This window comes from Pseudomonas sp. PvP089 (assembly GCF_017875165.1).
Taxonomy (GTDB): Bacteria; Pseudomonadota; Gammaproteobacteria; order Pseudomonadales; family Pseudomonadaceae; genus Aquipseudomonas; species Aquipseudomonas fortuita.
This window is the reverse complement of sequence record NZ_JAGGME010000002.1, coordinates 123,348-143,911: the sequence shown is the minus strand read 5'-3', so window position 1 is coordinate 143,911 and position 20,564 is coordinate 123,348. Positions and strand designations below refer to the sequence as shown.

Genomic DNA, 20,564 nt, shown 5'->3' with positions numbered 1-20,564 from the left:
TTATGCCGCGTCGCTCGATCCTCTCGGCCACCGAGCGCGACACCTTGCTTGCGCTACCGGAAAGCCAGGATGACCTGATCCGCTACTACACCTTCAACGACTCCGACCTGTCGCTGATCCGCCAGCGACGCGCGACGCCAACCGCCTTGGCTTCGCGGTGCAGCTCAGCCTGCTGCGCTACCCCGGCTATGCGTTGGGCACCGACAGCGAGCCGCCCGAGCCGGTCATCTTATGGGTGGCCAAGCAAGTTCAGGCCGACCCGGCGAGTTGGCCGAAGTACGGCGAGCGAGACGTGACTCGCCGCGAGCACGCCCAGGAACTGCGCACCTACCCGACGCTGCGCCCGCTGATCGGCGGCACCCTGAACATTAAGCACGTCCGCGCCCACTGGGATGACATCCTGCGCTAGGCCAGCTCGATCAAGCAGGGCACCGTCACCGCCTCGCTGATGCTGGGGTTTGGGGAGCAACGGAACAGAAAGTGCACTTAAGCCCTGCCATTTCCTCTCAGCGCCATAATCCAGGACCTTCATCTCCATCTCTCCTTGATTCCGTACTTAACTACGGAGATAGAGTCGGCTCGTGGGTAGAAAACCCGAGAGGAGGCTGTTATGAAATACCTAAGACTACTGCTGATAGTTGGTGCGACTCTGCTGTCATCCACCGTATGGGCCGAGAGCGGGAGCGACCGTTCAATCGAGCGAATCGCCGCTATGCGCGACAAGGCTGAGGCGGCCTTGGTGGCGGAAACCGCCAAGAAGATTGAGCAACTGGGGGCCACGGCGGCTGGCCGGGTCGAGGCGCAGCCCGGCTGTCCGCCTGCAAAGTAGAACATGAGCTGCTGATGCAGTACTAACCTGTGGCCTATGCAAGTGCTCCTTTGGCCATTCAGCGGCGCTCAATGAGCGCCGCTGTTTTGCCAAGCGCAAGCCGACCCCGGAGGTGCCTCACGCATCGGGAAATCCTCGGTTAACGCGCGGAGTCAGCGCAGTTCCTTTTCCCCCTGCAGCGAAACGATCAGCGGACAGGAAACCGTCCCGTGGCTCGCACAACAATCGTGAACCAGCCGCGCCAACACCGACTCGATCCGCCGCAGATCCGCGAGTTTTCCCCGCACATCCTCGAGCTTCTGCTCGGCGAGCACGCGCGCTTCGTCGCAGTGAGCGCCGTCATCCAATCGCAACAGCCCGGCCACCTCATCGAGGCTGAAGCCCAGTCGTTGCGCGGATTTGACGAATTTCACCCGGGCCACGTCCGCCTCGCCGTAGCGGCGAATGCTGCCGTAGGGCTTGTCCGGTTCGGGCAACAGCCCCTTGCGTTGATAGAACCGGATGGTTTCCACGTTGACCCCGGCCGCCTTGGCGAAGGCGCCGATGGTCAGGCTTTCCACAGTGTTTTCCATACTGCTTGACTCCGTACTTGACTACGGAAGTAACCTTAAACCATCGCTCACATGCTCGAAAGGAGAAATGCATGTCTGAACCATCAAACGGGCGCGCCCCTCTTGTCGCCGGGGGGCTTGCGGCGATTCTCGCCTCGACTTGCTGTCTTGGGCCGCTGGTTCTGATCGCACTGGGATTCAGCGGGGCCTGGATCGGCAACCTGACCGTGCTGGAACCTTACCGCCCGCTCTTCATCGGTGCGGCGTTAGTCGCGCTGTTCTTCGCCTGGCGACGCATTTTCCGCCCGGCTCAAGTCTGCAAACCGGGTGAGGTCTGCGCCGTGCCCCAGGTACGCACCACCTACAAGCTGCTGTTCGGGCTGGTAACGGCCTTGGTGCTGGTCGCGCTCGGCTTCCCCTACATCCTTCCCTTGTTCTACTGATCAGGAGTCCGCCATGAAAAAACTGCTTGCATCCTTCGCCCTCGCCACCCTAGTCGCCGCACCTGCCTGGGCGGCCACGCAGACCGTCACTCTGGCGGTGCCGGGCATGACCTGCGCCGCTTGCCCGATCACGGTGAAGAAGGCGCTGACCAAGGTCGAGGGCGTGACCAAGGCCGAGGTGAGCTATGAGAACCGCGAGGCCATCGTCACCTTCGATGATGCCAAGACCAATGTCCAGGCGCTGACTAAGGCGACCGAGGACGCCGGCTACCCGTCCAGCGTCAAGCAGTAGGCGGGCATTCCGATGGCAAACCCTTTCAATTTGTTCACGCGGATCGGTGACAAAGCCGGGTCCGTTGGCGTGCTGATTTCTGCCATAGGCTGTGCCTCGTGTTTCCCCGCCCTTGCCGGTCTGGGGGCCGCGATCGGTCTGGGCTTTCTGAGCCAGTGGGAAGGCCTGTTCATCACCACGCTGCTGCCGTTATTTGCCGGGCTGGCCCTGCTCGTCAATGCCCTCGGCGGGTTCAGTCACCGGCAGTGGCGACGCGCTGCGCCTGGCCTGATCGGCCCGGCCCTGGTGCTGATAGCGGTGTATTTGATGCTGGCTCACGGCTGGCGGAGCGGCTGGCTGCTCTATATCGGCCTGGCCCTCATGTTTGGGGTGTCCATCTGGGATCTCGTGTCGCCCGCCCACCGCCGTTGCTCCCCGACGTCCTGTCCGACTCCGCCAAAATGAAGGAATAACACTATGACCAAACTACAAATCGTCGGCATGACCTGCGCCTCCTGTGTCGAGCATGTGAAAGAGGCCTTGGAGAAGATCCCCGGCGTGCATCGGGCGGATGTTTCCTACGCCAGCGGGAAGGCCGAACTGAAGGTCGACGAGGGCGTAAGCCGTGAACAGATGCAGGCCGCCGTCGAGGCCCTGGGGTATCGAGCGGCGTTCGAAGACGCCACGGCACCTACCCGCTCAGGCCTGCTCGACAAGGCGCGGGGCTGGTTGAGCGGCAGCATTGGCGCCGGGAAAGATGGCGACAGGCTCCACGTGGCGGTCATCGGCAGCGGTGGCGCCGCCATGGCGGCCGCGCTCAAGGCGGTGGAAGGCGGTGCGCGCGTCACCCTGATCGAGCGCGGCATCATCGGCGGCACCTGCGTCAACGTTGGCTGCGTGCCCTCCAAGATCATGATTCGCGCCGCGCATGTGGCCCATCTGCGGCGCGAGAGCCCGTTCGACGCCGGACTGTCCACCACGAGCCTGACCGTCCTGCGCGAGCGGTTGCTCGCCCAGCAACAGGGTCGTGTCGACGAACTGCGCCACGCCAAGTACGAAGGCATTCTGGAGAGCACGCCGGCGATCACCCTGGTACGCGGCACCGCCCGTTTCCAGGACGGCCGCACGCTCAGCGTGGAACTGGCCGAGGGCGGCGAGCGCATCGTCGCCTTCGACCGCTGCCTGATCGCCACCGGCGCGAGCCCGGCCGTTCTACCGATTCCCGGACTCAAGGACACCCCGTACTGGACCTCGGACGAGGCGCTGGCGAGCGACACCATTCCTAAGCGGCTCGCCGTGATCGGCTCCTCGGTGGTGGCGGTGGAACTGGCGCAGGCCTTTGCCCGGCTGGGCAGCAAGGTCACGGTCCTGGCACGCAGCACGTTGTTCTTCCGCGAAGATCCGGCCATCGGTGAAGCGCTGACGGCAGCCTTCCGTATGGAGGGCATCGAAGTGCTGGAACACACGCAAGCCAGCCAGGTGTCCCACGTCGACGGCGAGTTCATCCTGAGCACCAATCATGGCGAGCTGCATGCCGACCGACTACTCGTCGCCACCGGCCGCACGCCCAACACCCAAGGCATGAATCTGCAAGGCGCCGGCGTGAAGCTGGACGAACGCGGTGCCATCCAGATCGACTCGGGCATGCGCACCAGTGCCCCGGATATCTATGCGGCCGGCGACTGTACCGACCAGCCGCAGTTCGTCTACGTGGCGGCGGCCGCAGGCACCCGTGCGGCGCTCAACATGACCGGCGGCGAGGCGAAGCTCAATCTCGACGCCATGCCGGCCGTGGTGTTCACCGATCCGCAGGTGGCCACCGTGGGCTACAGCGAAGCGGAGGCGCACCACGCCGACATCGAGACCGACAGCCGCACCTTGACCCTGGATAACGTGCCACGCGCACTGGCCAACTTCGACACGCGGGGTTTCATCAAGCTGGTCATCGAGGAAGGTAGCGGACGGCTCATCGGCGTGCAGGCGGTGGCCCCGGAGGCGGGCGAACTGATCCAGACCGCCGCCATCGCCATCCGGGCGCGGATGACGGTGCAGGAACTGGCCGACCAGTTGTTCCCCTACCTGACGATGGTCGAGGGGCTGAAGCTCGCGGCGCAAACCTTCGCCAAGGACGTCAAGCAGCTGTCCTGCTGCGCCGGGTAATGAGCGCGCGAGGTTGAAGCATGAACGACACGGCAAGCGATCTCGGCAGTCGCGACAGCCTGCGCAAGACCTGGCAGGTAATCAGCTTATGGGGGCTGCCTGCCGTCGTGGCGACCATAGCGCTTGTTCTGGCGGATCGACGCCCTGCGTTGTTCCTGGCAGCGAGCGCCGCGCTACTCGTGATGGGCGGCGCCTGCCTGGTCAACGCCGCGCGCTGTCGCCGCCTTCACTGCTACATCACCGGGCCGTATTTCCTGATGCTCGCGCTGGGTGCGCTGCTGGCTTATGGGTTTGCCCCAAACGGCGAGTATCACTCCCGGCTGTGGTTGCTCCTGGCACTAGGGGTTACGCCATTGCTCATCTGGCTACCTGAACGCCTAGCCGGAAGGAAATATCTGAGCGCCCTAGTTTGCGGGGAAGACCGGGAGTGTCGGTGATGAATGCCTACACCATATCCAGACTGGCCGAGGACGCGGGCGTCAGCGTGCATGTGGTGCGCGACTATGTGCTGCGTGGCTTGCTGCACCCCGCGCGGCGCACGGAGAGCGGTTACGGCATTTTCGATGAGCGGTCCCTGGCGCGTCTGCGCTTCGTGCGCGCCGCCTTCGAGTCTGGTATCGGGCTCGACGAATTGGCACGGCTCTGCCGGGCGCTCGATGCGGACGATGGCGCCGACTTGATCGGCTGCGTCGAGTGCCTGCTCCGGCTAGTCACGGCACGGCAGGCGGCCTTAGCCGCAGTGGCAACCCAGCTGGCCGGGCTGACTCATTGCGCCGGCGAAGGTTCTGCCTATGCGTAACGCCGATCACGTTGAGTCAAGCAAGGTCTTCCGCTGGCGTGCTTACACCTGGGGCGTGCTCGCCGCGCTCACCTGCCCTTGCCATCTGCCGGTGCTGGCATTGCTGCTTTCGGGGACAGCGGCCGGCGCGTTCGTCAGCGAGCAGTGGAGCCTCGCGACGCTCGTGCTGGCGGTTTTCTTCATCCTCTTCCTGCGAGCGGCATTGCAGGCCTTTCGGAAGCGACCGTGACCCGCTCGGAGCACGGCGCGACCACCACTGCCGAGTTGGGCAGGGAGGCTGCAGGTCGATCGGCGCTCAGTCACGGGGGGAAAGCGTTGCTAGGTTTTCTTGGACGATGGAGGAACCCCCATCATGAACACAAACAACACCTCCACCATCAGCTGCTGCGAATGCTGCAAGGACATTCCCCTTGACGCCGCACTGACGCCGGAAGGTTCCGAGTATGTCGTGCACTTCTGTGGCCTGGAGTGCTATCAGCGTTTCATGTCGCGAGCAGATAAGAGGGCGGCATCCGAGCCTGATCACCCCTGCACACAAAAGGTCAGTACCCGTCAGGACGGCTAATTCGCGCTGCACCGGAAAAGTGGCTCTTGCTGGTCGCAGAAAGCGTGAGCCCGAGGACTCCGTCAGTCGCAATCCGTCTGAGCTGGAAGTGGCATCGAGTGCGGTGCCCGGCCGATTTCGAACCCAGGCCGTTACACCTACTGGTCGTCGTCCGGATTGCGCAGCGGCCGCAGTTCGCCGCGGGTAACCTCTTCCGGCACCGCGAAGGAGTAACGGCCCAGCATGTTGATGTGCTCGTGGATCAGTGGCGAGAGCCGCGCGACATCCTCCTCCAGCACCGGGTAGCCGTGCTGCCTGAGCCGTTCTACGGCCGCCGTCATGTAGAGGGTGTTCCACAGCACGATGATGTTCACCACCAGGCCGAGGGCGCCGAGCTGGTCCTCCTGGCCTTCGCGGTAGCGCTGGCGCAGCTCGCCGCGTTTGCCGTGGAACACGGCGCGGGCCAGGCTGTGGCGGCCTTCGCCCCGGTTCAGCTGGGTCAGGGTGGCGCGGCGCTTGGACTCGTCGTCGATGTAGGTCAGGGTGTGCAAGGTCTTCTCGATGCGACCGAACTCAGCCAGCGCCTGGGCCAGGCGGGTGGGACGATCCCCTGTTTGCAGGGTGCGCATGATGCCGGTGGCCGGCACTCGGCCGAGCTTGAGCGAGCCGGCCAGGCGTAGCAGGTCGTCCCAGTGCTCGGCGATCAGATCGAGCTTGACCGACTGCCGGGCCAGGCCGTTGAGTTTGCCGTAATCCGCCTCCGGGCGCGTGCGCCAGAAACGGGTACCGCCGACGTCGGCCAGGCGCGGGCTGAAGTGGTAGCCGAGCAGGCGGAACAGCCCAAACACCACATCGCTGTAGGCCCCGGTGTCGGTCATGATCTGCGTCGGCTGCAACTCGGTCTGCTGTTCCAGCACCACGGCCAGCAGCACCAGGCTGTCGCGCAGGGTGCCGGGCACGGTGATGGCGTTGAGGCCGGAGAACTGATCGGAAATCAAGTTGTACCAGGTGACGCCCCGGCCGGTGCCGAAATACTTCGGGTTGGGGCCAGCATGCACGGTGCGCACCGGTACCACGAAGCGCATGCCATCGGCGGAGGCGACCTCGCCGCCGCCCCAGACCTGGGCCAGCTCCAGTTGGCTCTGCGCCCCCACCAGAATGGCGTTTGCCACTGACAGCGTGTCGTCACGGATATAGTTCTGGCTGACCCAGGACAGCCGGTCGCGGCGTAGCGCCTGATTGTCGGTGCGGATCAGCGGCTCCAGGCCGGTGTTGCAGGCCCCACCCAGCAGCACCGCGCAGAGGCTGGTGACCAGGTTGTCGGCCCGCGCATTGCGCTCGGACACATGGGTGAAGGCCTCGGCGAAGCCGGTGCGAGCGGCGATTTCCAAGAGGATTTCCGGCAGATCGACACGCGGCATCAGATCAGCCACGGCTGCTCGCAGTTGCAGCAGCGAGTTCGGCTCCTCCAGCTTGTCCAGTGTGCCGAGCGAGAGCTCGGTCTTGCCCTCGGCGTTCTCGCTCAGCTGGATCGCGGGGTTGTCGGGTAGGCGGGCCGCGACCGCCTGCCAGGTCGCATCCAACTCGGCGCTCAGCGCATCCAAGGTGGTGCCGGCGTCAATGGTCAGGCCCAGCGAGCGGCAGATGATCGGCCGCGCCGCCAGCCATTCGGCACCGTCGAGCAGGCCGAGACGCGGGTCGGCATAGCGCCAACTGGGCGAGACGAACACGTCGCGCCGGCGCAGGGCCGTGCGCAGCGCATCGAGCGTGCAGAACACATAGGCGCCCATGTCGAGGGAGCCATCCTCGCGGGTAATGTGCTTCTGCCAAGCCTTGGCCACGATCTCCTGCGGCGCGTCATCCTCCGGTTTCCGGCGGGGCAGGTTCAGCTGCAACCAATCCAGGCCGGCGACCACGCCTTTGCCGGCCGGGCTGAAGCCGAAGCGGATGTGCTTGAGCAGGTCGGGCAGGAAACGGCGCACACTGCGGTAGCGCGCCTCCAGGGCGAGAAAATACACATCGTCAACCGGGCGGATCAGCGCATTGACATCTTCCAGGGCTTTCTCCAGCGAGGCCCTCGGCAGGTCGTTGAACAGCCGGGCGCGCACGTTGTCATCGCTGATTGAGCTGTCCAGCACGACCTTGCACGCGGCGGCGAGCGTCGCCGCCGAGCGATCCAGGTCTTTCAGGCTGCGCATGCGGGCTTTCTTGTCGGCCTTCTCCGCGTTGCTGAACAGGTCGCGTAACAGCGCTTCCAGGACCTCCAGGGCGTCGTCGTGCGCGGTGGCCTCCAGGCACAGGGCGAACGCCACCAGTGTCGCCATCCGCCGCGACGCCGGCAGCCGGTTGATCGCCGTGACCTTGGCGGTGTTGGCGAAGCGAGCCAGGGCCGCGATACGGCTGGGCGGGATGTGCGCCGCCGCTGGCAAGGCGATGCCGATGCCGCGCACGTCATCAAGCCGGCGCAGCGCCCGAATCAGTGCGGGGCCACTGACCATCACCGGGCCGGAGCGCAGTTGATCCAGCCGGGAACTGCGGTTGCCTTCGGCGACCAGCAGCAAGTCCTGTAGCTGCTGCCGTTGCGCCTCGCTCACACTGCGGCCAAGGGTTAGCCAGAGGCGTTCTTCGACCCGGCTGCGCAGTTGGGCGATGAACCGTTCCAGAACGGTGACGCCGGGCAGTAAAACCTTGTGCGTCAGCAACCAGGTCGTCGCCCGATTGAACAACTCGCCAGGACGATCTGTCCCTGTCCAACAGAGCGCATACAGCCAGCGGGCAAGTCGAAAGCCGACGCTGGAATCAGCAAACACCCGATAGCCGTAACGCTCCTGAATCTCGGCGGCATGACGTTGACGTTGGCGGGTTTCGGCATAGGCCAGGATACAAGTTGGATCGGTAATGCCTAACTGGCGACTGAGCGCTTGCAGCACCTCTTGGGGGACGGCTGAAAAGTCGTCGGGAAAAGTGCCCAGGTAGCGGATGCTGGTCAGTTGGGTGGCGTAGCCAAGGCGGTTGTGCTCGCCGCGCAGCGGTAGGAGGATTTTGTGGTCGTCGTCGCTCAGGTGGAAGTAGCGTTCCAGCTCCTCACGACTGGGGGCATCGACATAGCGGCCAAAACCGTCGCGTTGCTCCTGGGTCAGAAAACCGACCGGCATCGATCACAGCACCTCGGCGCAGAACACGGCGGGCGTGACAATCCGCGTGCGTTCGATGTGCCCGCGTTGCAGCAGGCCGGCGCGGCGATCACCGGTCACCAGGTAGTCCGCATCGCCTGCCAGGGCCATGGCCAGCAGAAACGAGTCATCCGGATCATCGGCTTCGACCTCGATGGTCAGACGCTCCAGTACCACAGCCCGTTGCAGGTTATTGATCATGGCTCCCACTTTGGCGGGCTGAAGGATGGCCTGGAGCTTGGGGTAGCGGCTGGCTCGGCGGATTTCATCGAGCTGCATCCGCGAGGTCACTACCTCGAAACGCGCCGCCCGCCAGGCACGGTAGATCGCATCGGGCGCGCCATGCGGCGAGATCAGTGCGCTGAACAGGATGTTGGTATCCAACACGACCCGCATCAGCGCTTACGTGCCCAGTCGAGCGCTTCGTCAACCGCTTCGGTCAGCTCTGCCTCGCTCAGATGGGCATTAGCGGCCTTGGCCTGTTCGGCCGTCAGTTCCAGGATGTGGGCCCGCACCGCCTCTTCAATGAAGCGCGACAGGTCGCCTTTCCGGCCACCGCCCTGGCTGGCCAGAAACATCCGAAGCGACTGGTCGGTGTCGGCCGAGACGGCGACATTCCAGCGAATCGTATTCATGGCGTTCCCCGCTAGTAGGTGTTTGTGTGTTTATACGCCAATCACAAAGGGCTATGCAATGGTTCAAAAAAACCTTCGTTTTGCCGAACTTTAAGTGGACAGGAATCGGCTGGTTAACCTACCTGCGCTACGGTTCAAATAACTGGTACGCTTAATCAAAGTTCAACTATTACTAACGTAGTCGAGTAAACGGTACTTTTGATGAAGATCGGTTATGCGCGGGTGAGCACTCGGGATCAGAACGCCGACCTCCAGGTCGATGCCCTGAAACAGGCCGGGTGCGAACGCATCTATCAAGACATCGCCAGCGGCGCGAAAAGCGCCCGGCCGGAGTTGGACAAGTTGCTAGCCCATGTTCGAGCGGGCGACACCGTGGTGATCTGGAAGCTGGATCGCCTCGGGCGCTCCCTCAAACACCTGGTCGAGCTGGTCGGCGAGCTGGCAGAGCGCAAGGTCGGCTTGCAGAGCCTGAATGACCCAATCGACACCACCCACGCCCAAGGTCGCTTGGTGTTCAACCTGTTTGCCTCGCTGGCCGAGTTCGAGCGCGAGCTGATCCGCGAGCGGACTCAGGCGGGTTTGTCGGCCGCGCGGGCGCGGGGCCGGATCGGTGGCCGTCCCAAGGGCCTCCCAGCCAAGGCCGAGGCCACCTCCATGGCGGCCGAGACGCTGTACCGCGAGGGCCGCCTGAGCGTCAGCGCCATCGGCGAGAAGTTACACATCTCCAAGAGCACGCTGTACAGCTACCTGCGCCATCGTGGTGTTGAGATCGGCGCACACCAGAAGAGCGCCCAGCCGCGAGGTCAGCAACGCAATGTCGCGTCGCCGGCAGAGCCCGCCGCCGAGCAGGTGGCCACCGTCACGCTGCGCCTGGCGGTGGTGAACAACAGCAAGTTCGTTCGCGGCCGGAAACGGGCCAAGGAAAATATCGAGCGCTACTGCTTGGAGCCCTACAGTATGAAACGGCTGGAGTCGGGCAACTACGAACTGGCCATTCCGTATCGGAGCGACGATGAGCTGGACAAGACCGTGCATGACTTGCTGACCGAGATCAGCCAGGAAGCCGACATGCGCAACTGCTTTATCGAAGCCGATGCCTGGGAAGAAGGCTCTGAACGGCGCTGGTAGGGCTTAAGTGCACTTTCTGTTCCATTGCTCCCCAAACCCCAACATCGAGCACTGGATTCAGTTCACTCGACATTTCGGGCCGATGTCCGGCAACGAGCCAAAGCTCAAAGAACCTGCCGAGCGCTACCTGATGACGATCTTCGCCATGGGTTGCAACCTCGGCCCCAGCCAGGCCGCGCGGCATCTGGCCGGTAATGTCACCCCGCACATGCTTTCCTATACCAATCGCCGTCACCTCTCGCTGGAGAAACTGGACAAGGCTAACCGCGAGCTGGTGGAACTCTACCTGCAGCTCGATCTGCCCAAACTCTGGGGCGATGGCAAGGCGGTGGCTGCGGACGGCACCCAGTTCGACTTCTATGACGACAACCTGCTGGCCGGCTACCACTTCCGCTACCGCAAGATGGGAGCCGTGGCCTATCGGCATGTGGCCAACAACTACATCGCTGTATTCCAGCACTTCATCCCCCCGGGCATCTGGGAGGCAATTTATGTAATCGAGGGGCTGCTCAAGGCCGATCTCAGCGTCGAAGCTGATACGGTGTATTCCGATACCCAGGGCCAGTCGGCCACGGTGTTCGCCTTCACTCATCTGCTTGGCATCAACCTCATGCCACGCATCCGCAATTGGCGCGACCTGGTGATGTGCCGGCCGGATCGCGGCGCTGCGTATAAGCATATCAACCGCCTGTTCACCGACACCGCCGACTGGCACCTGATTGAAACCCATTGGCAGGATTTGATGCAGGTCGCGCTATCGATCCAGGCGGGCAAAATCTCCTCGCCTATGTTGCTGCGAAAACTCGGTTCCTACAGCCGGCGTAACAAGCTCTACCACGCGGCACAGGCACTGGGCAGCGTGATCCGTACGATCTTCCTGCTCAACTGGATCGGCAGTCGCGAGTTGCGCCAGGAGGTTACCGCGAACACCAACAAGATCGAGTCCTACAACGGATTCTCCAAGTGGTTGTCCTTCGGCGGCGACGTGATCGCCGAGAACGATCCGGACGAGCAACAGAAGCGACTGCGCTACAACGACATGGTGGCCTCGTCGGTGATCCTGCAGAACACTGTGGACATGATGCGGATCCTGCAGAAATTGGCTCGCGAGGGCTGGCAGTTCTCCGATGAGGATGTGTCCTTCCTCAGCCCCTACCTGACCAGCAACGTCAAGCGTTTCGGCGAGTTCAACCTCAAGCTCAACCGGCCGCCGGAGCCCTGGATCAAAGACTCGGTGTTCCAGCAGGCAGCCGGGTCCATCCGCACTGGCAAGCTCGGTACTGCGGAAACCGAGGAGATGACCTGATGAACATTCCTCCTGCGTCATTTCGCGTCACGCCCTACGGCGAGGTAGATGCCGAGGCGCTGGAGCGTTTGCATGACGTCTACGACACCACCCAGTTGCTGTGTCTAGTCGATGGGCTGGATCTGCTGCTTAAGGATATGAACAACATCGGCGGCCTCAGGGATGGCCTCCTGCGGGTACATGCCATGGCGAAAACGGTGCTCGATGGTGCGGCACTATCGGTGTCTGTGACGGAAGGCGGCAGTATCTGGGAGGAAGCCGAGTCGCTTGATGAGGATCTGGTGGAACTGGGCAATTGGCTGGCCAGCGTCAGAGCTCAACTGAGGCCTTTGATTGAACTCATGCCGGCCGATCCTCATTAACCAACTAGTCGCCAGCAACACCGAGCAAGCTACTGGCTTCTGAACGGCTCAACAAGTTGACCCACATAGCCTGTCGGATAGTTCCGGTCACGCAGTCCTACTTCGGCGCTGCCGGGCTTGCTTGCGCTGTCATAGAAGGTTCCAAGCAACTGATCCCACACCAGCAAGAACTCACCGAAATTGACCTGAGCATCCTCGAAGTCGCGGTTGTGATGCCAGCGGTGTGTTTCTGCAACACCGATGACGCGCCGTAGCCAGCCCAACGAGTAGTCCAGATTTGAGTGTTGAAAGGCCAAATGTACCGTCAGGATGCCGAACCAGGTGGCCACGAGTGCAGAAGGAGTGCCCATCGAAAAGAGCACGAGCAGCCCAGGCCCTGCCATGATAGCGGCATGCAACGGGTGCCGGCGCTCGCCGTTCATCCAGTAGAGCCGCTCAGCGCTGTGATGTGGCTCATGCAAACGCCACAGCCATGGAACCTGATGGCTGAAGCGGTGCATGGCGTACAAACTAAGGTCCAGCACGGCGGCGACAATGACTAGCTGAGCCCACAGCGGTAAATCTGTTGGGAAGACACGGAACTCTGCGGACACCCAATCGCCCAGCCGGGCCAGCACGGTCGCCGTAAACTGGATCACAGACAGGTTCACGACCATATGGATGATATCGGTAAGGGTATCCTGGTGGTCCTCCAACCAGTCGCCCCGGAAAGGCTGCACGCGTTCCAGCAACGCCACCAGCAGAATCCCTAGGGCGGCAATGATCGGCGTGCTGGGCCAATACGGAATACCCGTGTAGAGCAACCAGATCATCCAGGCTGCGGCCCCGCCAAAGATTGCTGGGTAGCTGAGCCAGCGGATCATGAACCTGAGTGAATTGCCCATCGTGAAGCCCTCCCTAAGATGACTCCACTTTGTGCCAATTACCTGTGCTGGCGCTTGAACGAAAAAGCTGAATTCAGCCTTTCAGACTGACATGACCCAAGGCAGACGACGGGTCGAGGCCAAACAGTTCGCGGAAGGTGCGGGAAAAGTGGGCCGCATCGGCGAATCCGGCAGCGTGGGCGGCCGCAGTCAGGTTGGCGCCGCTGGCGATATGCTGGAGCGCTATGACCAGGCGATTCCATTTCCGGTAGCTGCGCAGCGGCAGGCCGGTCTGTTCGACGAACCAATGTGAGAATCGGGTAGGCGACAGATGAACGCGCTTTGCCAACGCCTGCCTGCCACTAATCGGCTCTTTTAACGCAGCGAGGACCGATTGCAGTCGCGGATCGGAGGCCGGCGGAGTCGTAAGGTTGAGAGCAAGGCGCACCATTTCCCGAATTTGCTGGGCTGACGGATCGGAGCTGCTCAGCAATTTTCGCAGCGATGCTGTATCGCCCATCTGAATCGGAGTGATGCCCTCCCCGATGTTATCGGGAAGTGCTCGCGCCTCATCGGACAGCGCGTCGAGGTAGATCGACAACACTTCGTCAGCTTCGATCTGATGGGCCACCCCTGCCCTGATGCAGATGGCCCTTGCCGTCACCGACGAGGATGTACACTTCACCGTCAAGCGGCCGTTCAAGCTGACGGTAATTTGATGCGCCATGTGGCCATGCCAATCTTGGCTACCCGCCTGCCCCAGAAAAATGCCCAGCCCGGGTGAAATCCAGGCTCTGCCATGCCAGCCGATACCCTGCGTTGCGTTCATTCAGCGGCACCTCAGGGTTCCACATCCAGCTGCATTTTGTGCACTAATGAGCTTTATAGCTAATTATAGAGTGATTATAGAATCCTCTTTGGCCTGAACTCTATCGCTTGCTCGATTGAAATCTCACCCGCTACAAAATCAGCTCCCCCTTTGAGATTAGACACTCTATTTGATCCAAATCAACGAAGTGCTGTTATCGTCAAAAGGAGCGCTCATGCCTCGAGGCAATCTGCTATAGTCGCCCTATAGCCCCGCTTGGTGAATTGCTGTGCGTCGGATTGGATTGATCCTGGTAATGATTGCTAGCCTCGTGCTGCCGACCTTCGGCGGTATGGCTTTCAGCATGCCGGCACAACCTTGCCCGATGCAGAGCGCCGATCATCAGGGCCATGCAACGGCCGATGCTCCGTGCTGCGAGCAAATGGACACGTCTGATGGGGTGGCCAATAAGTCTCCCTGCAAATCCGGCCAGGAATGCAAGACCGGAGGACTTCTCCAGACCAATGTGATCAAGAGCATATCCCCTCTTCCCTCACGCTCCGAAATATTGCTGACACAGTCGGTGATTAAGCGAGAGCCAGCAGGACTCTGGCGCCCTCCTCGTTTCGTCTAATGCAGTGATCATCCCGCGCCTTACAGTCAGGCGCATCGTCGCGGCCACGTTTCGTAGCTGCGACCTCGATCAATCGCATTGGAGGCGAAAGCATGTCCGCTTTCCTTTTTCCACGCCGTGGCTATCTCGGTGTGTTGGCTGCCGCATTCTGGGCAGCTCCCTGGCTTGCCGCGCAGGCGCAGCCCCTAACCTTCGAACGAGCCCAAGCTCTGGCCGAGCAGAGTGCCCCTGAGAACCTCGCGCGCCAGGCGCAGGTGGCTTCGGCACAACAGGCTGTAGGGCCCGCAGACGCCCTGCCCGATCCCAAGCTGATTCTAGGCATCGACAACCTGCCGATCGAAGGCCCTGACCGTTACACACTTAATCGTGACTCCATGACCATGCGCCGCATTGGGCTCATGCAGGAAGTCCCCAACAGTGACAAGCGTCAGGCTCGGCGCCAGGTGGCCGAGGCTTCAGTTGTCCGAGCCGAGGCCGAGCAGCGTGCCATGCAGTTGGAGATCAAGCGCCAGACAGCAGTGAGCTGGCTGGACGTGTACTACGCCGAACGCAGTGTTGGCCTCTTCGATCAACTGGACCGTCAGATCGAGATGCTCCGCTCGACCGTGCAATCGCTGATTGCCGGCGGTAGTGCTCAGCCTGGCGAGCTGTTGCAGGCCGACCAGGAAGCTTTGGCGTTACAAGATCGGCGAGATGAACTGAATCGCGATGTGGCAGTAGCTCGTGCCAAGCTGCGCCGCTGGATAGGCAACGAGGCTGACCAGCCTTTGCAAGGAGGTGTTCCCAATCTGAACCTGGTGGTACCGCACCTGCAGCAACGCATTGCCTCACACCCTGAGTTGCGCGCTGCCTCCGCCCGAGTCGGCGAGGCTAGCGCCGAGCTGAACGAGGCCATCGCCGAGAAGACCCCCGACTGGGGTGTTGAGTTTGCCTACAACAATCGCGACAACCAATTCGGCGATATGGTGATGGTGCAATTTACCTTCGACCTGCCGTTGTTCGTAGGCACACGTCAGGGGCCCAAGATCAACGCCAGACAACAAAGCGTGTCGCAGATGGAAGCCGAGCAGGAAGCATTACTGCGCGCCCATCAGGCTGAGCTGGAAGGCGGTATTGCCGAGCTTGAGCAACTGCGCAGGACCTTGTCACGCACCGAAAAAACCTTGATCCCGCTTGCAAGCAAACGTGCCGATCTCGAACTTGCCGCTTACCAGGCCGGCAACAGCCAGCTGACATCCGTCCTCACCGCCCAGCGCGACCTGATCGAGGCTCAGCTACGGCAGATTGAACAGCAGCGCAAGCTGAGCCAGCTCTCCGCAAGCCTGTACTACGCCTATGTGGAGGGACTGAAATGAAGATATCGGCATTTGGTTTTGCGGTCGCCTTGCTGGCCGTGGGCATTGGCGCGGCGGGCGGTGGCTACTGGCTGGCCCAGCGGCAAGCCAAACACGAGATCCTGCCTAGCTCCGCACCGACGGACGAGCGCAAGGTGCTCTATTGGTACGACCCGATGCAGCCTGAGCAGCGCTTCGATAAGCCGGGCAAGTCACCTTTCATGGATATGGAACTTGTCCCTAAATACGCAGGATCCGAGCAGGATCCGTCTGTTCTGAGCATCCCCGCTCAAGCCGTGCAGAACCTCGGAATGCGAACCTCGATGGTGATCCGAGGTGTACTGCCCTCGGATATCGAGGCGGTGGGTTCCCTGGCCTATAACCAGCGAGAAGTGGCGAACCTCCAGGCCCGCGCCGGCGGATTCGTCGAGCGGGTTTACGGTCGCGCCCCGGGCGATGTGCTGCCTGCCGGAGCCCCCCTGGTCGACCTGCTGATTCCCGAATGGTCCGCCGCGCAGTTGGAGTTCCTGGCGGTACTGCGTACCGCTGACACTCGCTTGATAAGTGCGGCCCAAGAGCGCCTGCGCCTGCTTGGCATGCCTCAAACGTTGATCGAGCAGGTCCGCCGCAGCGGCAGACCACGGGCGGTGCAAACCCTCACCACACCTATCAGCGGCGAGCTCCAAGCCTTGCAGGTACGCGCCGGGATGACCGTCGAAGCCGGGCAGGATCTGGCGTTGATTAACGGGCTATCCAGTGTCTGGCTCGATGCGGCGATACCCGAGGCCATGGCCGGAAGTATCCAGGTCGGGGACGAGATCCGCGCCAACCTGACGGCCTTTCCTGATCGACCGCTGCTGGGCCGCGTCATAGCCTTGCTGCCGAGTGCCGATCCGCAAACACGCACGCTCACGGTACGCAGCGAGCTACCCAACCCTGCCGGTAAGTTGCGCCCCGGCATGTTCGCCGCCGTACGCCTGAACAGTGCCGTCGAACAATCCACGCTTCTTGTGCCGAGTGAAGCCGTGATTCGCACCGGGAAGCGTGCGTTGGTGATGCTGGTAGAAGGCGATGGGCGCTACCGCCCCCTGGAAATAACCTTGGGCCGCGAGGCTGATGGGCGTCTGGAGGTGTTGTCCGGTCTTGAGGAGGGTCAGGCGGTCGTTACCTCCGGCCAGTTCCTCATCGATTCGGAGGCCAGCCTACAGGGTGTCATGGCCAGCCATGCCGAGCAGGACAATAAGAAGGAACTACATGAGGCCCATGGTGTGATTCGTGCTCTGGACGCGGAGTCAGTCACCCTGGAGCACGGGCCCTTCGAGAGCCTGAATATGCCAGGTATGACCATGGCTTTTCCATTGGTCAGCTCAGAAGTAGCTGTGGGACTTAAGCCAGGAGATCACGTACGTATCGGCGCCCGCCAGAAAAACTCCGGCCTGATGATCGAGCAGCTCAGCAAGGAAGGAGACCAGCCATGATCGCACGCCTGATCCACTGGTCTATCGGCAATCGCTTTCTGGTGCTGCTGGCGACCCTGTTCATCACCGCCCTGGGCATCTGGTCGCTGCGCAACACGCCGTTGGATGCACTGCCGGATCTGTCCGACACCCAGGTCATCATCCGCACAAGCTTCCCCGGGCAGGCACCGCAGATTGTCGAGAACCAGGTGACCTACCCGCTGGCCACCACCATGCTCTCGGTGCCGGGGGCGAAGACAGTGCGCGGCTACTCGTTCTTCGGCGACTCCTTCGTTTATGTGCTGTTCGAGGACGATACCGACCTCTACTGGGCACGCTCGCGGGTGCTGGAGTACCTCAACCAGGCGCAGGAACGCCTGCCCGAGGGTGTTACCACCACCCTTGGGCCGGATGCCACCGGCGTGGGCTGGATCTACCAGTACGCCTTGGTCGACCGCAGCGGCCAGCATGATCTTGCCCAGCTGCGGGCACTGCAGGACTGGTTCCTTAAGTACGAACTCAAGGGCCTGCCCAACGTAGCCGAAGTGGCCACCCTCGGCGGCATGGTCAAGCAATACCAAGTGCTGCTCGATCCCCAGAAGCTGGTGGCTTATGGGGTAACTCAGCAGGAGGTCGAAGCGGCGCTGAAGAGCGCCAATCAGGAAACCGGCGGCGCCATCCTGGAGCTGGCAGAGCGCGAGTACATGGTCCGGGCTTCAGGCTATCTAGAGAGCCTGGCGGATTTCCGCAATGTGCCGCTGCGGGCTTCGGCCAGCGGAGTTCCGGTGCTGCTGGGTCAGGTGGCCACCATTCAGCTGGGGCCAGAGATGCGTCGTGGCATTGCCGAGCTGGATGGCCAGGGTGAAGTTGTAGGTGGCGTGGTCATCTTGCGCTCCGGAAAGAATGCCCGCGATACCATCGCCGCGGTGAAGACCAAGCTGGACAGCCTGAAGGGCAGCTTGCCGGCCGGCGTCGAGGTGGTCACCACCTATGACCGTTCGCAATTGATCGACCGCGCCATCGATAACCTCAGCTACAAGCTGCTGGAAGAGTTCGCGGTGGTTGCCCTGGTTTGCCTGATCTTCCTCTGGCACCTGCGCTCGTCGCTGGTCGCGATCATCACCCTGCCCCTGGGCATCCTGATGGCCTTCATCGTCATGCGCTACCAGGGCGTCAATGCCAACATCATGTCGCTCGGCGGGATCGCAATCGCCATCGGCGCCATGGTCGATGCCGCCGTGGTGATGATCGAGAACGCGCACAAGCACATCGAGGCCTGGAAGGCTCGACACCCCGGTGAACCGCTTCAGGGCGAGGCGCACTGGCGGGTGATCGGCGAAGCTGCGGCCGAGGTCGGGCCGGCGCTGTTCTTCAGCCTTTTGATCATCACCCTGTCTTTCCTCCCGGTCTTCACCCTGGAGGCCCAGGAGGGTCGCCTGTTTGGCCCGCTGGCATTCACCAAGACCTATGCCATGGCTGCCGCTGCTGGCCTCTCGATCACCTTGGTACCGGTGCTGATGGGCTATTGGATTCGTGGGCATATCCCCAGCGAACAACAGAACCCCTTGAATCGTTGGCTGATCGGTGCATACCGGCCGGTGCTGGAGTGGGTGCTGGCTTGGCCTAAGGTGACCCTAGCGCTGGCCTTGCTAGTGTTTTTGTCCAGTCTCTGGCCCCTCAGCAGACTCGGAGGAGAGTTTCTACCGCCGATGGACGAGGGCGACCTGTTGTACATGCCATCAGCCCTGCCCGGCTTGCCGGCCAGCAAGGCCACCCAGCTGCTGCAGCAAACCAACCGGATGATCCTCACGGTGCCCGAAGTGGCACGGGTATTCGGCAAGGCCGGGCGAGCAGAGACCGCCACCGATCCAGCACCGCTGGAAATGTTCGAGACCACGGTGCAGTTCAAACCACGCGATCAATGGCGCGCGGGGATGACACCCGAAAAGCTGATCGAGGAACTGGATCGCGCGGTAAAAGTTCCGGGGCTGTCCAATATCTGGGTGCCGCCCATCCGCAACCGCATCGACATGCTGGCGACGGGGATCAAGAGCCCCATTGGGGTGAAAGTGTCCGGAACCTCCTTGGTCGACATCGAGCGCATAACGCGCGATATCGAGGCCGTGGCCAAAGAGGTGCCTGGGGTGAGTTCGGCCTTGGCAGAACGCCTTACTGGCGGCCGTTACGTGGACATCCAGATCGATCGACTGGCCGCGGCGCGCTATGGCCTGAGCATCGCCGATGTGCAGGCGGTGGTATCGGGCGCCATCGGCGGCAGCAATATTGGTGAGACGGTTGAAGGACTGGCCCGCTTCCCGATCAACCTGCGCTATCCCAAGGAGTGGCGAGACAGTCCGCAGGCACTACGGCGTATGCCGATCCTCACGCAAGCCGGCCAGCAGATCACCTTGGGCACCGTCGCCCAGGTTAGTCTGACCGAAGGGCCGCCAATGCTGCGCAGCGAGAACGGGCGTCTGTCCGGTTGGGTCTATGTCGATGTCCGTGGGCGCGACCTGGCATCGACCGTGCGCGAGTTGCAGCAACGCGTAGCTGAGCAGGTACAACTCGATGCTGGCATGACCGTCTCCTACTCCGGTCAGTTCGAGTTCCTGGAGCGCGCCAATGCACGGCTGGCCTGGGTGGTACCGGCGACCTTGTTGATCATCTTCGTGCTGCTTTACCTGACCTTCAGCCGCTTCGGTGAGGCCCTACTGATCATGGCAACCCTGCCCTTCGCCCTATCGGGCGGCATCTGGCTGCTCTACTGGTTCGGCTTCAACCTGTCGGTTGCCACTGGGGTCGGCTTTATCGCCTTGGCCGGCGTCTCGGCGGAATTTGGGGTGATCATGCTGCTGTACCTGAAGAATGCCTGGCATGCACGTATGGATGCCGGGCGCAGCGGTGACCCGGCACTACTGGAGGCAATTCGTGAAGGCGCAGTGCTGCGCGTGCGGCCCAAGGTGATGACGGTGGCCGTGATCATCGCCGGCCTGTTGCCAATCCTCTGGGGCGGAGGTGCCGGATCTGAAGTGATGAAGCGCATCGCCGCGCCCATGGTCGGCGGCATGATTACCGCGCCGCTGATGTCCATGTTGGTTTTGCCGGCCGCGTACTGGCTGATGCGAAGGCAGCGTACACAGAAGGTTCGCGCACCGCAGGAGCTATAGCTTTACAAACCCGGGCAAGCCACGCGCCAAGCTGACTCGCCCGGGTAACGCGGCAGGAAGCATTACGGCGATGTAACTTTGACTTCATTTTTATGACAGG

General features: G+C 62.2%; 19 protein-coding genes and 3 pseudogenes. 16 read left to right on the top strand and 6 right to left on the bottom strand.

Features of this window, described 5'->3' with window-relative positions; translation table 11 throughout:
* Positions 1-2 precede the first annotated feature (2 nt).
* Both J3A71_RS30525 and J3A71_RS30520 read left to right on the top strand, forming a co-directional pair.
* Positions 3-331 (top strand): annotated as a pseudogene (locus J3A71_RS30525) (DUF4158 domain-containing protein); the annotation flags it as partial.
* A 279-nt stretch (positions 332-610) separates the two neighbouring features.
* On the top strand, positions 611-829 hold the full coding sequence (locus tag J3A71_RS30520) for a co-regulatory protein PtrA N-terminal domain-containing protein (RefSeq protein WP_004574529.1): 219 nt from the start codon (positions 611-613) through the stop codon (positions 827-829).
* Between the two features lie 152 nt (positions 830-981).
* On the opposite strand, the gene merR is transcribed toward J3A71_RS30520, so the two are convergent.
* On the bottom strand, positions 982-1,401 hold the full coding sequence (gene merR, locus J3A71_RS30515; protein ID WP_004574528.1) for an Hg(II)-responsive transcriptional regulator: 420 nt from the start codon (positions 1,399-1,401) through the stop codon (positions 982-984).
* 71 nt (positions 1,402-1,472) lie between these two features.
* On the opposite strand from merR, the gene merT reads away from it, so the two are divergent.
* The 8 genes and pseudogenes from merT to J3A71_RS30475 all read left to right on the top strand — a co-directional run.
* Entirely contained in the window at positions 1,473-1,823 is a 351-nt protein-coding gene (gene merT / locus J3A71_RS30510; protein WP_004574527.1) for a mercuric ion transporter MerT, read from the top strand.
* A gap of 13 nt (positions 1,824-1,836) precedes the next feature.
* Positions 1,837-2,115, top strand: coding sequence for a mercury resistance system periplasmic binding protein MerP (gene merP, locus J3A71_RS30505; protein ID WP_004574526.1), 279 nt, complete (start codon positions 1,837-1,839; stop codon positions 2,113-2,115).
* A 12-nt stretch (positions 2,116-2,127) separates the two neighbouring features.
* Positions 2,128-2,559, top strand: coding sequence for an organomercurial transporter MerC (merC, locus tag J3A71_RS30500; protein ID WP_004574525.1), 432 nt, complete (start codon positions 2,128-2,130; stop codon positions 2,557-2,559).
* Between the two features lie 12 nt (positions 2,560-2,571).
* Positions 2,572-4,254, top strand: coding sequence for a mercury(II) reductase (gene merA, locus J3A71_RS30495; RefSeq protein WP_209953672.1), 1,683 nt, complete (start codon positions 2,572-2,574; stop codon positions 4,252-4,254).
* Between the two features lie 20 nt (positions 4,255-4,274).
* Positions 4,275-4,691 carry a hypothetical protein gene (locus J3A71_RS30490; RefSeq protein WP_004574523.1) on the top strand — a complete coding sequence of 139 codons (417 nt, stop codon included), beginning with the start codon at positions 4,275-4,277 and terminating at the stop codon, positions 4,689-4,691.
* Positions 4,691-5,053: a mercuric resistance transcriptional repressor MerD gene (gene merD / locus J3A71_RS30485; protein ID WP_004574522.1), complete on the top strand. Its 363-nt coding sequence runs from the start codon at positions 4,691-4,693 to the stop codon at positions 5,051-5,053. The genes J3A71_RS30490 and merD overlap by 1 nt, the downstream gene beginning before the upstream one ends.
* The gene (gene merE, locus J3A71_RS30480; protein ID WP_004574521.1) at positions 5,046-5,282 is read left to right on the top strand and encodes a broad-spectrum mercury transporter MerE; all 237 of its coding nucleotides are present in this window, start codon (positions 5,046-5,048) and stop codon (positions 5,280-5,282) included. Before merD ends, merE begins: the two co-directional genes overlap by 8 nt.
* Positions 5,283-5,405: 123 nt before the next feature.
* A pseudogene (locus J3A71_RS30475) lies at positions 5,406-5,618 on the top strand (DUF3330 domain-containing protein); the annotation flags it as partial.
* A gap of 137 nt (positions 5,619-5,755) precedes the next feature.
* On the opposite strand, the gene J3A71_RS30470 reads toward J3A71_RS30475, so the two are convergent.
* Genes J3A71_RS30470 through J3A71_RS30460 form a run of 3 tightly spaced genes read right to left on the bottom strand, consistent with a single transcriptional unit; the run spans position 5,756 to position 9,405 of the window.
* On the bottom strand, positions 5,756-8,752 hold the full coding sequence (locus J3A71_RS30470; protein WP_004574519.1) for a Tn3 family transposase: 2,997 nt from the start codon (positions 8,750-8,752) through the stop codon (positions 5,756-5,758).
* A gap of 3 nt (positions 8,753-8,755) precedes the next feature.
* On the bottom strand, positions 8,756-9,166 hold the full coding sequence (locus J3A71_RS30465) for a putative toxin-antitoxin system toxin component, PIN family (RefSeq protein ID WP_004574518.1): 411 nt from the start codon (positions 9,164-9,166) through the stop codon (positions 8,756-8,758).
* Positions 9,166-9,405, bottom strand: coding sequence for a ribbon-helix-helix domain-containing protein (locus J3A71_RS30460; protein WP_004574517.1), 240 nt, complete (start codon positions 9,403-9,405; stop codon positions 9,166-9,168). Before J3A71_RS30460 ends, J3A71_RS30465 begins: the two co-directional genes overlap by 1 nt.
* Positions 9,406-9,606: 201 nt before the next feature.
* Between J3A71_RS30460 and J3A71_RS30455 the strand changes: the two genes are divergently transcribed.
* The 3 genes and pseudogenes from J3A71_RS30455 (at position 9,607) to tnpC (ending at position 12,201) form a co-directional block, all read left to right on the top strand.
* On the top strand, positions 9,607-10,533 hold the full coding sequence (locus J3A71_RS30455; protein ID WP_004574516.1) for a recombinase family protein: 927 nt from the start codon (positions 9,607-9,609) through the stop codon (positions 10,531-10,533).
* Positions 10,481-11,839, top strand: a pseudogene (locus J3A71_RS30450) (transposase); the annotation flags it as partial. The gene J3A71_RS30455 and the pseudogene J3A71_RS30450, both read left to right, overlap by 53 nt.
* Positions 11,839-12,201 (top strand): Tn3 family transposase post-transcriptional regulator TnpC, encoded by a 363-nt coding sequence (tnpC, locus tag J3A71_RS30445; protein WP_004374622.1) that lies wholly within the window; start codon positions 11,839-11,841, stop codon positions 12,199-12,201. The pseudogene J3A71_RS30450 and the gene tnpC, both read left to right, overlap by 1 nt.
* A 29-nt stretch (positions 12,202-12,230) precedes the next feature.
* Here the strand turns inward: tnpC and J3A71_RS30440 are convergent, their stop codons facing one another.
* Together J3A71_RS30440 and J3A71_RS30435 are read right to left on the bottom strand one after the other, a co-directional pair.
* A complete protein-coding gene (locus J3A71_RS30440) occupies positions 12,231-13,085 on the bottom strand; it encodes a sterol desaturase family protein (protein ID WP_004574342.1) in 855 nt (284 codons plus the stop codon).
* 73 nt (positions 13,086-13,158) lie between these two features.
* The gene (locus J3A71_RS30435) at positions 13,159-13,893 is read right to left on the bottom strand and encodes a helix-turn-helix domain-containing protein (RefSeq protein WP_004574341.1); all 735 of its coding nucleotides are present in this window, start codon (positions 13,891-13,893) and stop codon (positions 13,159-13,161) included.
* 705 nt (positions 13,894-14,598) lie between these two features.
* Here J3A71_RS30435 and J3A71_RS30430 point away from each other — a divergent pair.
* From J3A71_RS30430 to J3A71_RS30420, 3 genes are read left to right on the top strand one after another with little or no spacing between them, the layout of a single operon-like run.
* On the top strand, positions 14,599-15,861 hold the full coding sequence (locus J3A71_RS30430; RefSeq protein ID WP_004574340.1) for a TolC family protein: 1,263 nt from the start codon (positions 14,599-14,601) through the stop codon (positions 15,859-15,861).
* Positions 15,858-17,318, top strand: a complete 1,461-nt coding sequence (locus J3A71_RS30425) for an efflux RND transporter periplasmic adaptor subunit (RefSeq protein WP_004374629.1) — start codon at positions 15,858-15,860, stop codon at positions 17,316-17,318. Before J3A71_RS30430 ends, J3A71_RS30425 begins: the two co-directional genes overlap by 4 nt.
* Positions 17,315-20,464, top strand: coding sequence for an efflux RND transporter permease subunit (locus J3A71_RS30420; RefSeq protein WP_004374632.1), 3,150 nt, complete (start codon positions 17,315-17,317; stop codon positions 20,462-20,464). The genes J3A71_RS30425 and J3A71_RS30420 overlap by 4 nt, the downstream gene beginning before the upstream one ends.
* Positions 20,465-20,564: the final 100 nt, after the last annotated feature.

What these genes read in the sequence shown, in the direction of transcription:
- J3A71_RS30520 (WP_004574529.1), top strand. Translation starts at nt 611, where the DNA reads ATGAAATACCTAAGACTACTGCTGATAGTTGGTGCGACTCTGCTGTCA.
- merR (WP_004574528.1), bottom strand. Translation starts at nt 1,401, where the DNA reads ATGGAAAACACTGTGGAAAGCCTGACCATCGGCGCCTTCGCCAAGGCG.
- merT (WP_004574527.1), top strand. Translation starts at nt 1,473, where the DNA reads ATGTCTGAACCATCAAACGGGCGCGCCCCTCTTGTCGCCGGGGGGCTT.
- merP (WP_004574526.1), top strand. Translation starts at nt 1,837, where the DNA reads ATGAAAAAACTGCTTGCATCCTTCGCCCTCGCCACCCTAGTCGCCGCA.
- merC (WP_004574525.1), top strand. Translation starts at nt 2,128, where the DNA reads ATGGCAAACCCTTTCAATTTGTTCACGCGGATCGGTGACAAAGCCGGG.
- merA (WP_209953672.1), top strand. Translation starts at nt 2,572, where the DNA reads ATGACCAAACTACAAATCGTCGGCATGACCTGCGCCTCCTGTGTCGAG.
- J3A71_RS30490 (WP_004574523.1), top strand. Translation starts at nt 4,275, where the DNA reads ATGAACGACACGGCAAGCGATCTCGGCAGTCGCGACAGCCTGCGCAAG.
- merD (WP_004574522.1), top strand. Translation starts at nt 4,691, where the DNA reads ATGAATGCCTACACCATATCCAGACTGGCCGAGGACGCGGGCGTCAGC.
- merE (WP_004574521.1), top strand. Translation starts at nt 5,046, where the DNA reads ATGCGTAACGCCGATCACGTTGAGTCAAGCAAGGTCTTCCGCTGGCGT.
- J3A71_RS30470 (WP_004574519.1), bottom strand. Translation starts at nt 8,752, where the DNA reads ATGCCGGTCGGTTTTCTGACCCAGGAGCAACGCGACGGTTTTGGCCGC.
- J3A71_RS30465 (WP_004574518.1), bottom strand. Translation starts at nt 9,166, where the DNA reads ATGCGGGTCGTGTTGGATACCAACATCCTGTTCAGCGCACTGATCTCG.
- J3A71_RS30460 (WP_004574517.1), bottom strand. Translation starts at nt 9,405, where the DNA reads ATGAATACGATTCGCTGGAATGTCGCCGTCTCGGCCGACACCGACCAG.
- J3A71_RS30455 (WP_004574516.1), top strand. Translation starts at nt 9,607, where the DNA reads ATGAAGATCGGTTATGCGCGGGTGAGCACTCGGGATCAGAACGCCGAC.
- tnpC (WP_004374622.1), top strand. Translation starts at nt 11,839, where the DNA reads ATGAACATTCCTCCTGCGTCATTTCGCGTCACGCCCTACGGCGAGGTA.
- J3A71_RS30440 (WP_004574342.1), bottom strand. Translation starts at nt 13,085, where the DNA reads ATGGGCAATTCACTCAGGTTCATGATCCGCTGGCTCAGCTACCCAGCA.
- J3A71_RS30435 (WP_004574341.1), bottom strand. Translation starts at nt 13,893, where the DNA reads ATGAACGCAACGCAGGGTATCGGCTGGCATGGCAGAGCCTGGATTTCA.
- J3A71_RS30430 (WP_004574340.1), top strand. Translation starts at nt 14,599, where the DNA reads ATGTCCGCTTTCCTTTTTCCACGCCGTGGCTATCTCGGTGTGTTGGCT.
- J3A71_RS30425 (WP_004374629.1), top strand. Translation starts at nt 15,858, where the DNA reads ATGAAGATATCGGCATTTGGTTTTGCGGTCGCCTTGCTGGCCGTGGGC.
- J3A71_RS30420 (WP_004374632.1), top strand. Translation starts at nt 17,315, where the DNA reads ATGATCGCACGCCTGATCCACTGGTCTATCGGCAATCGCTTTCTGGTG.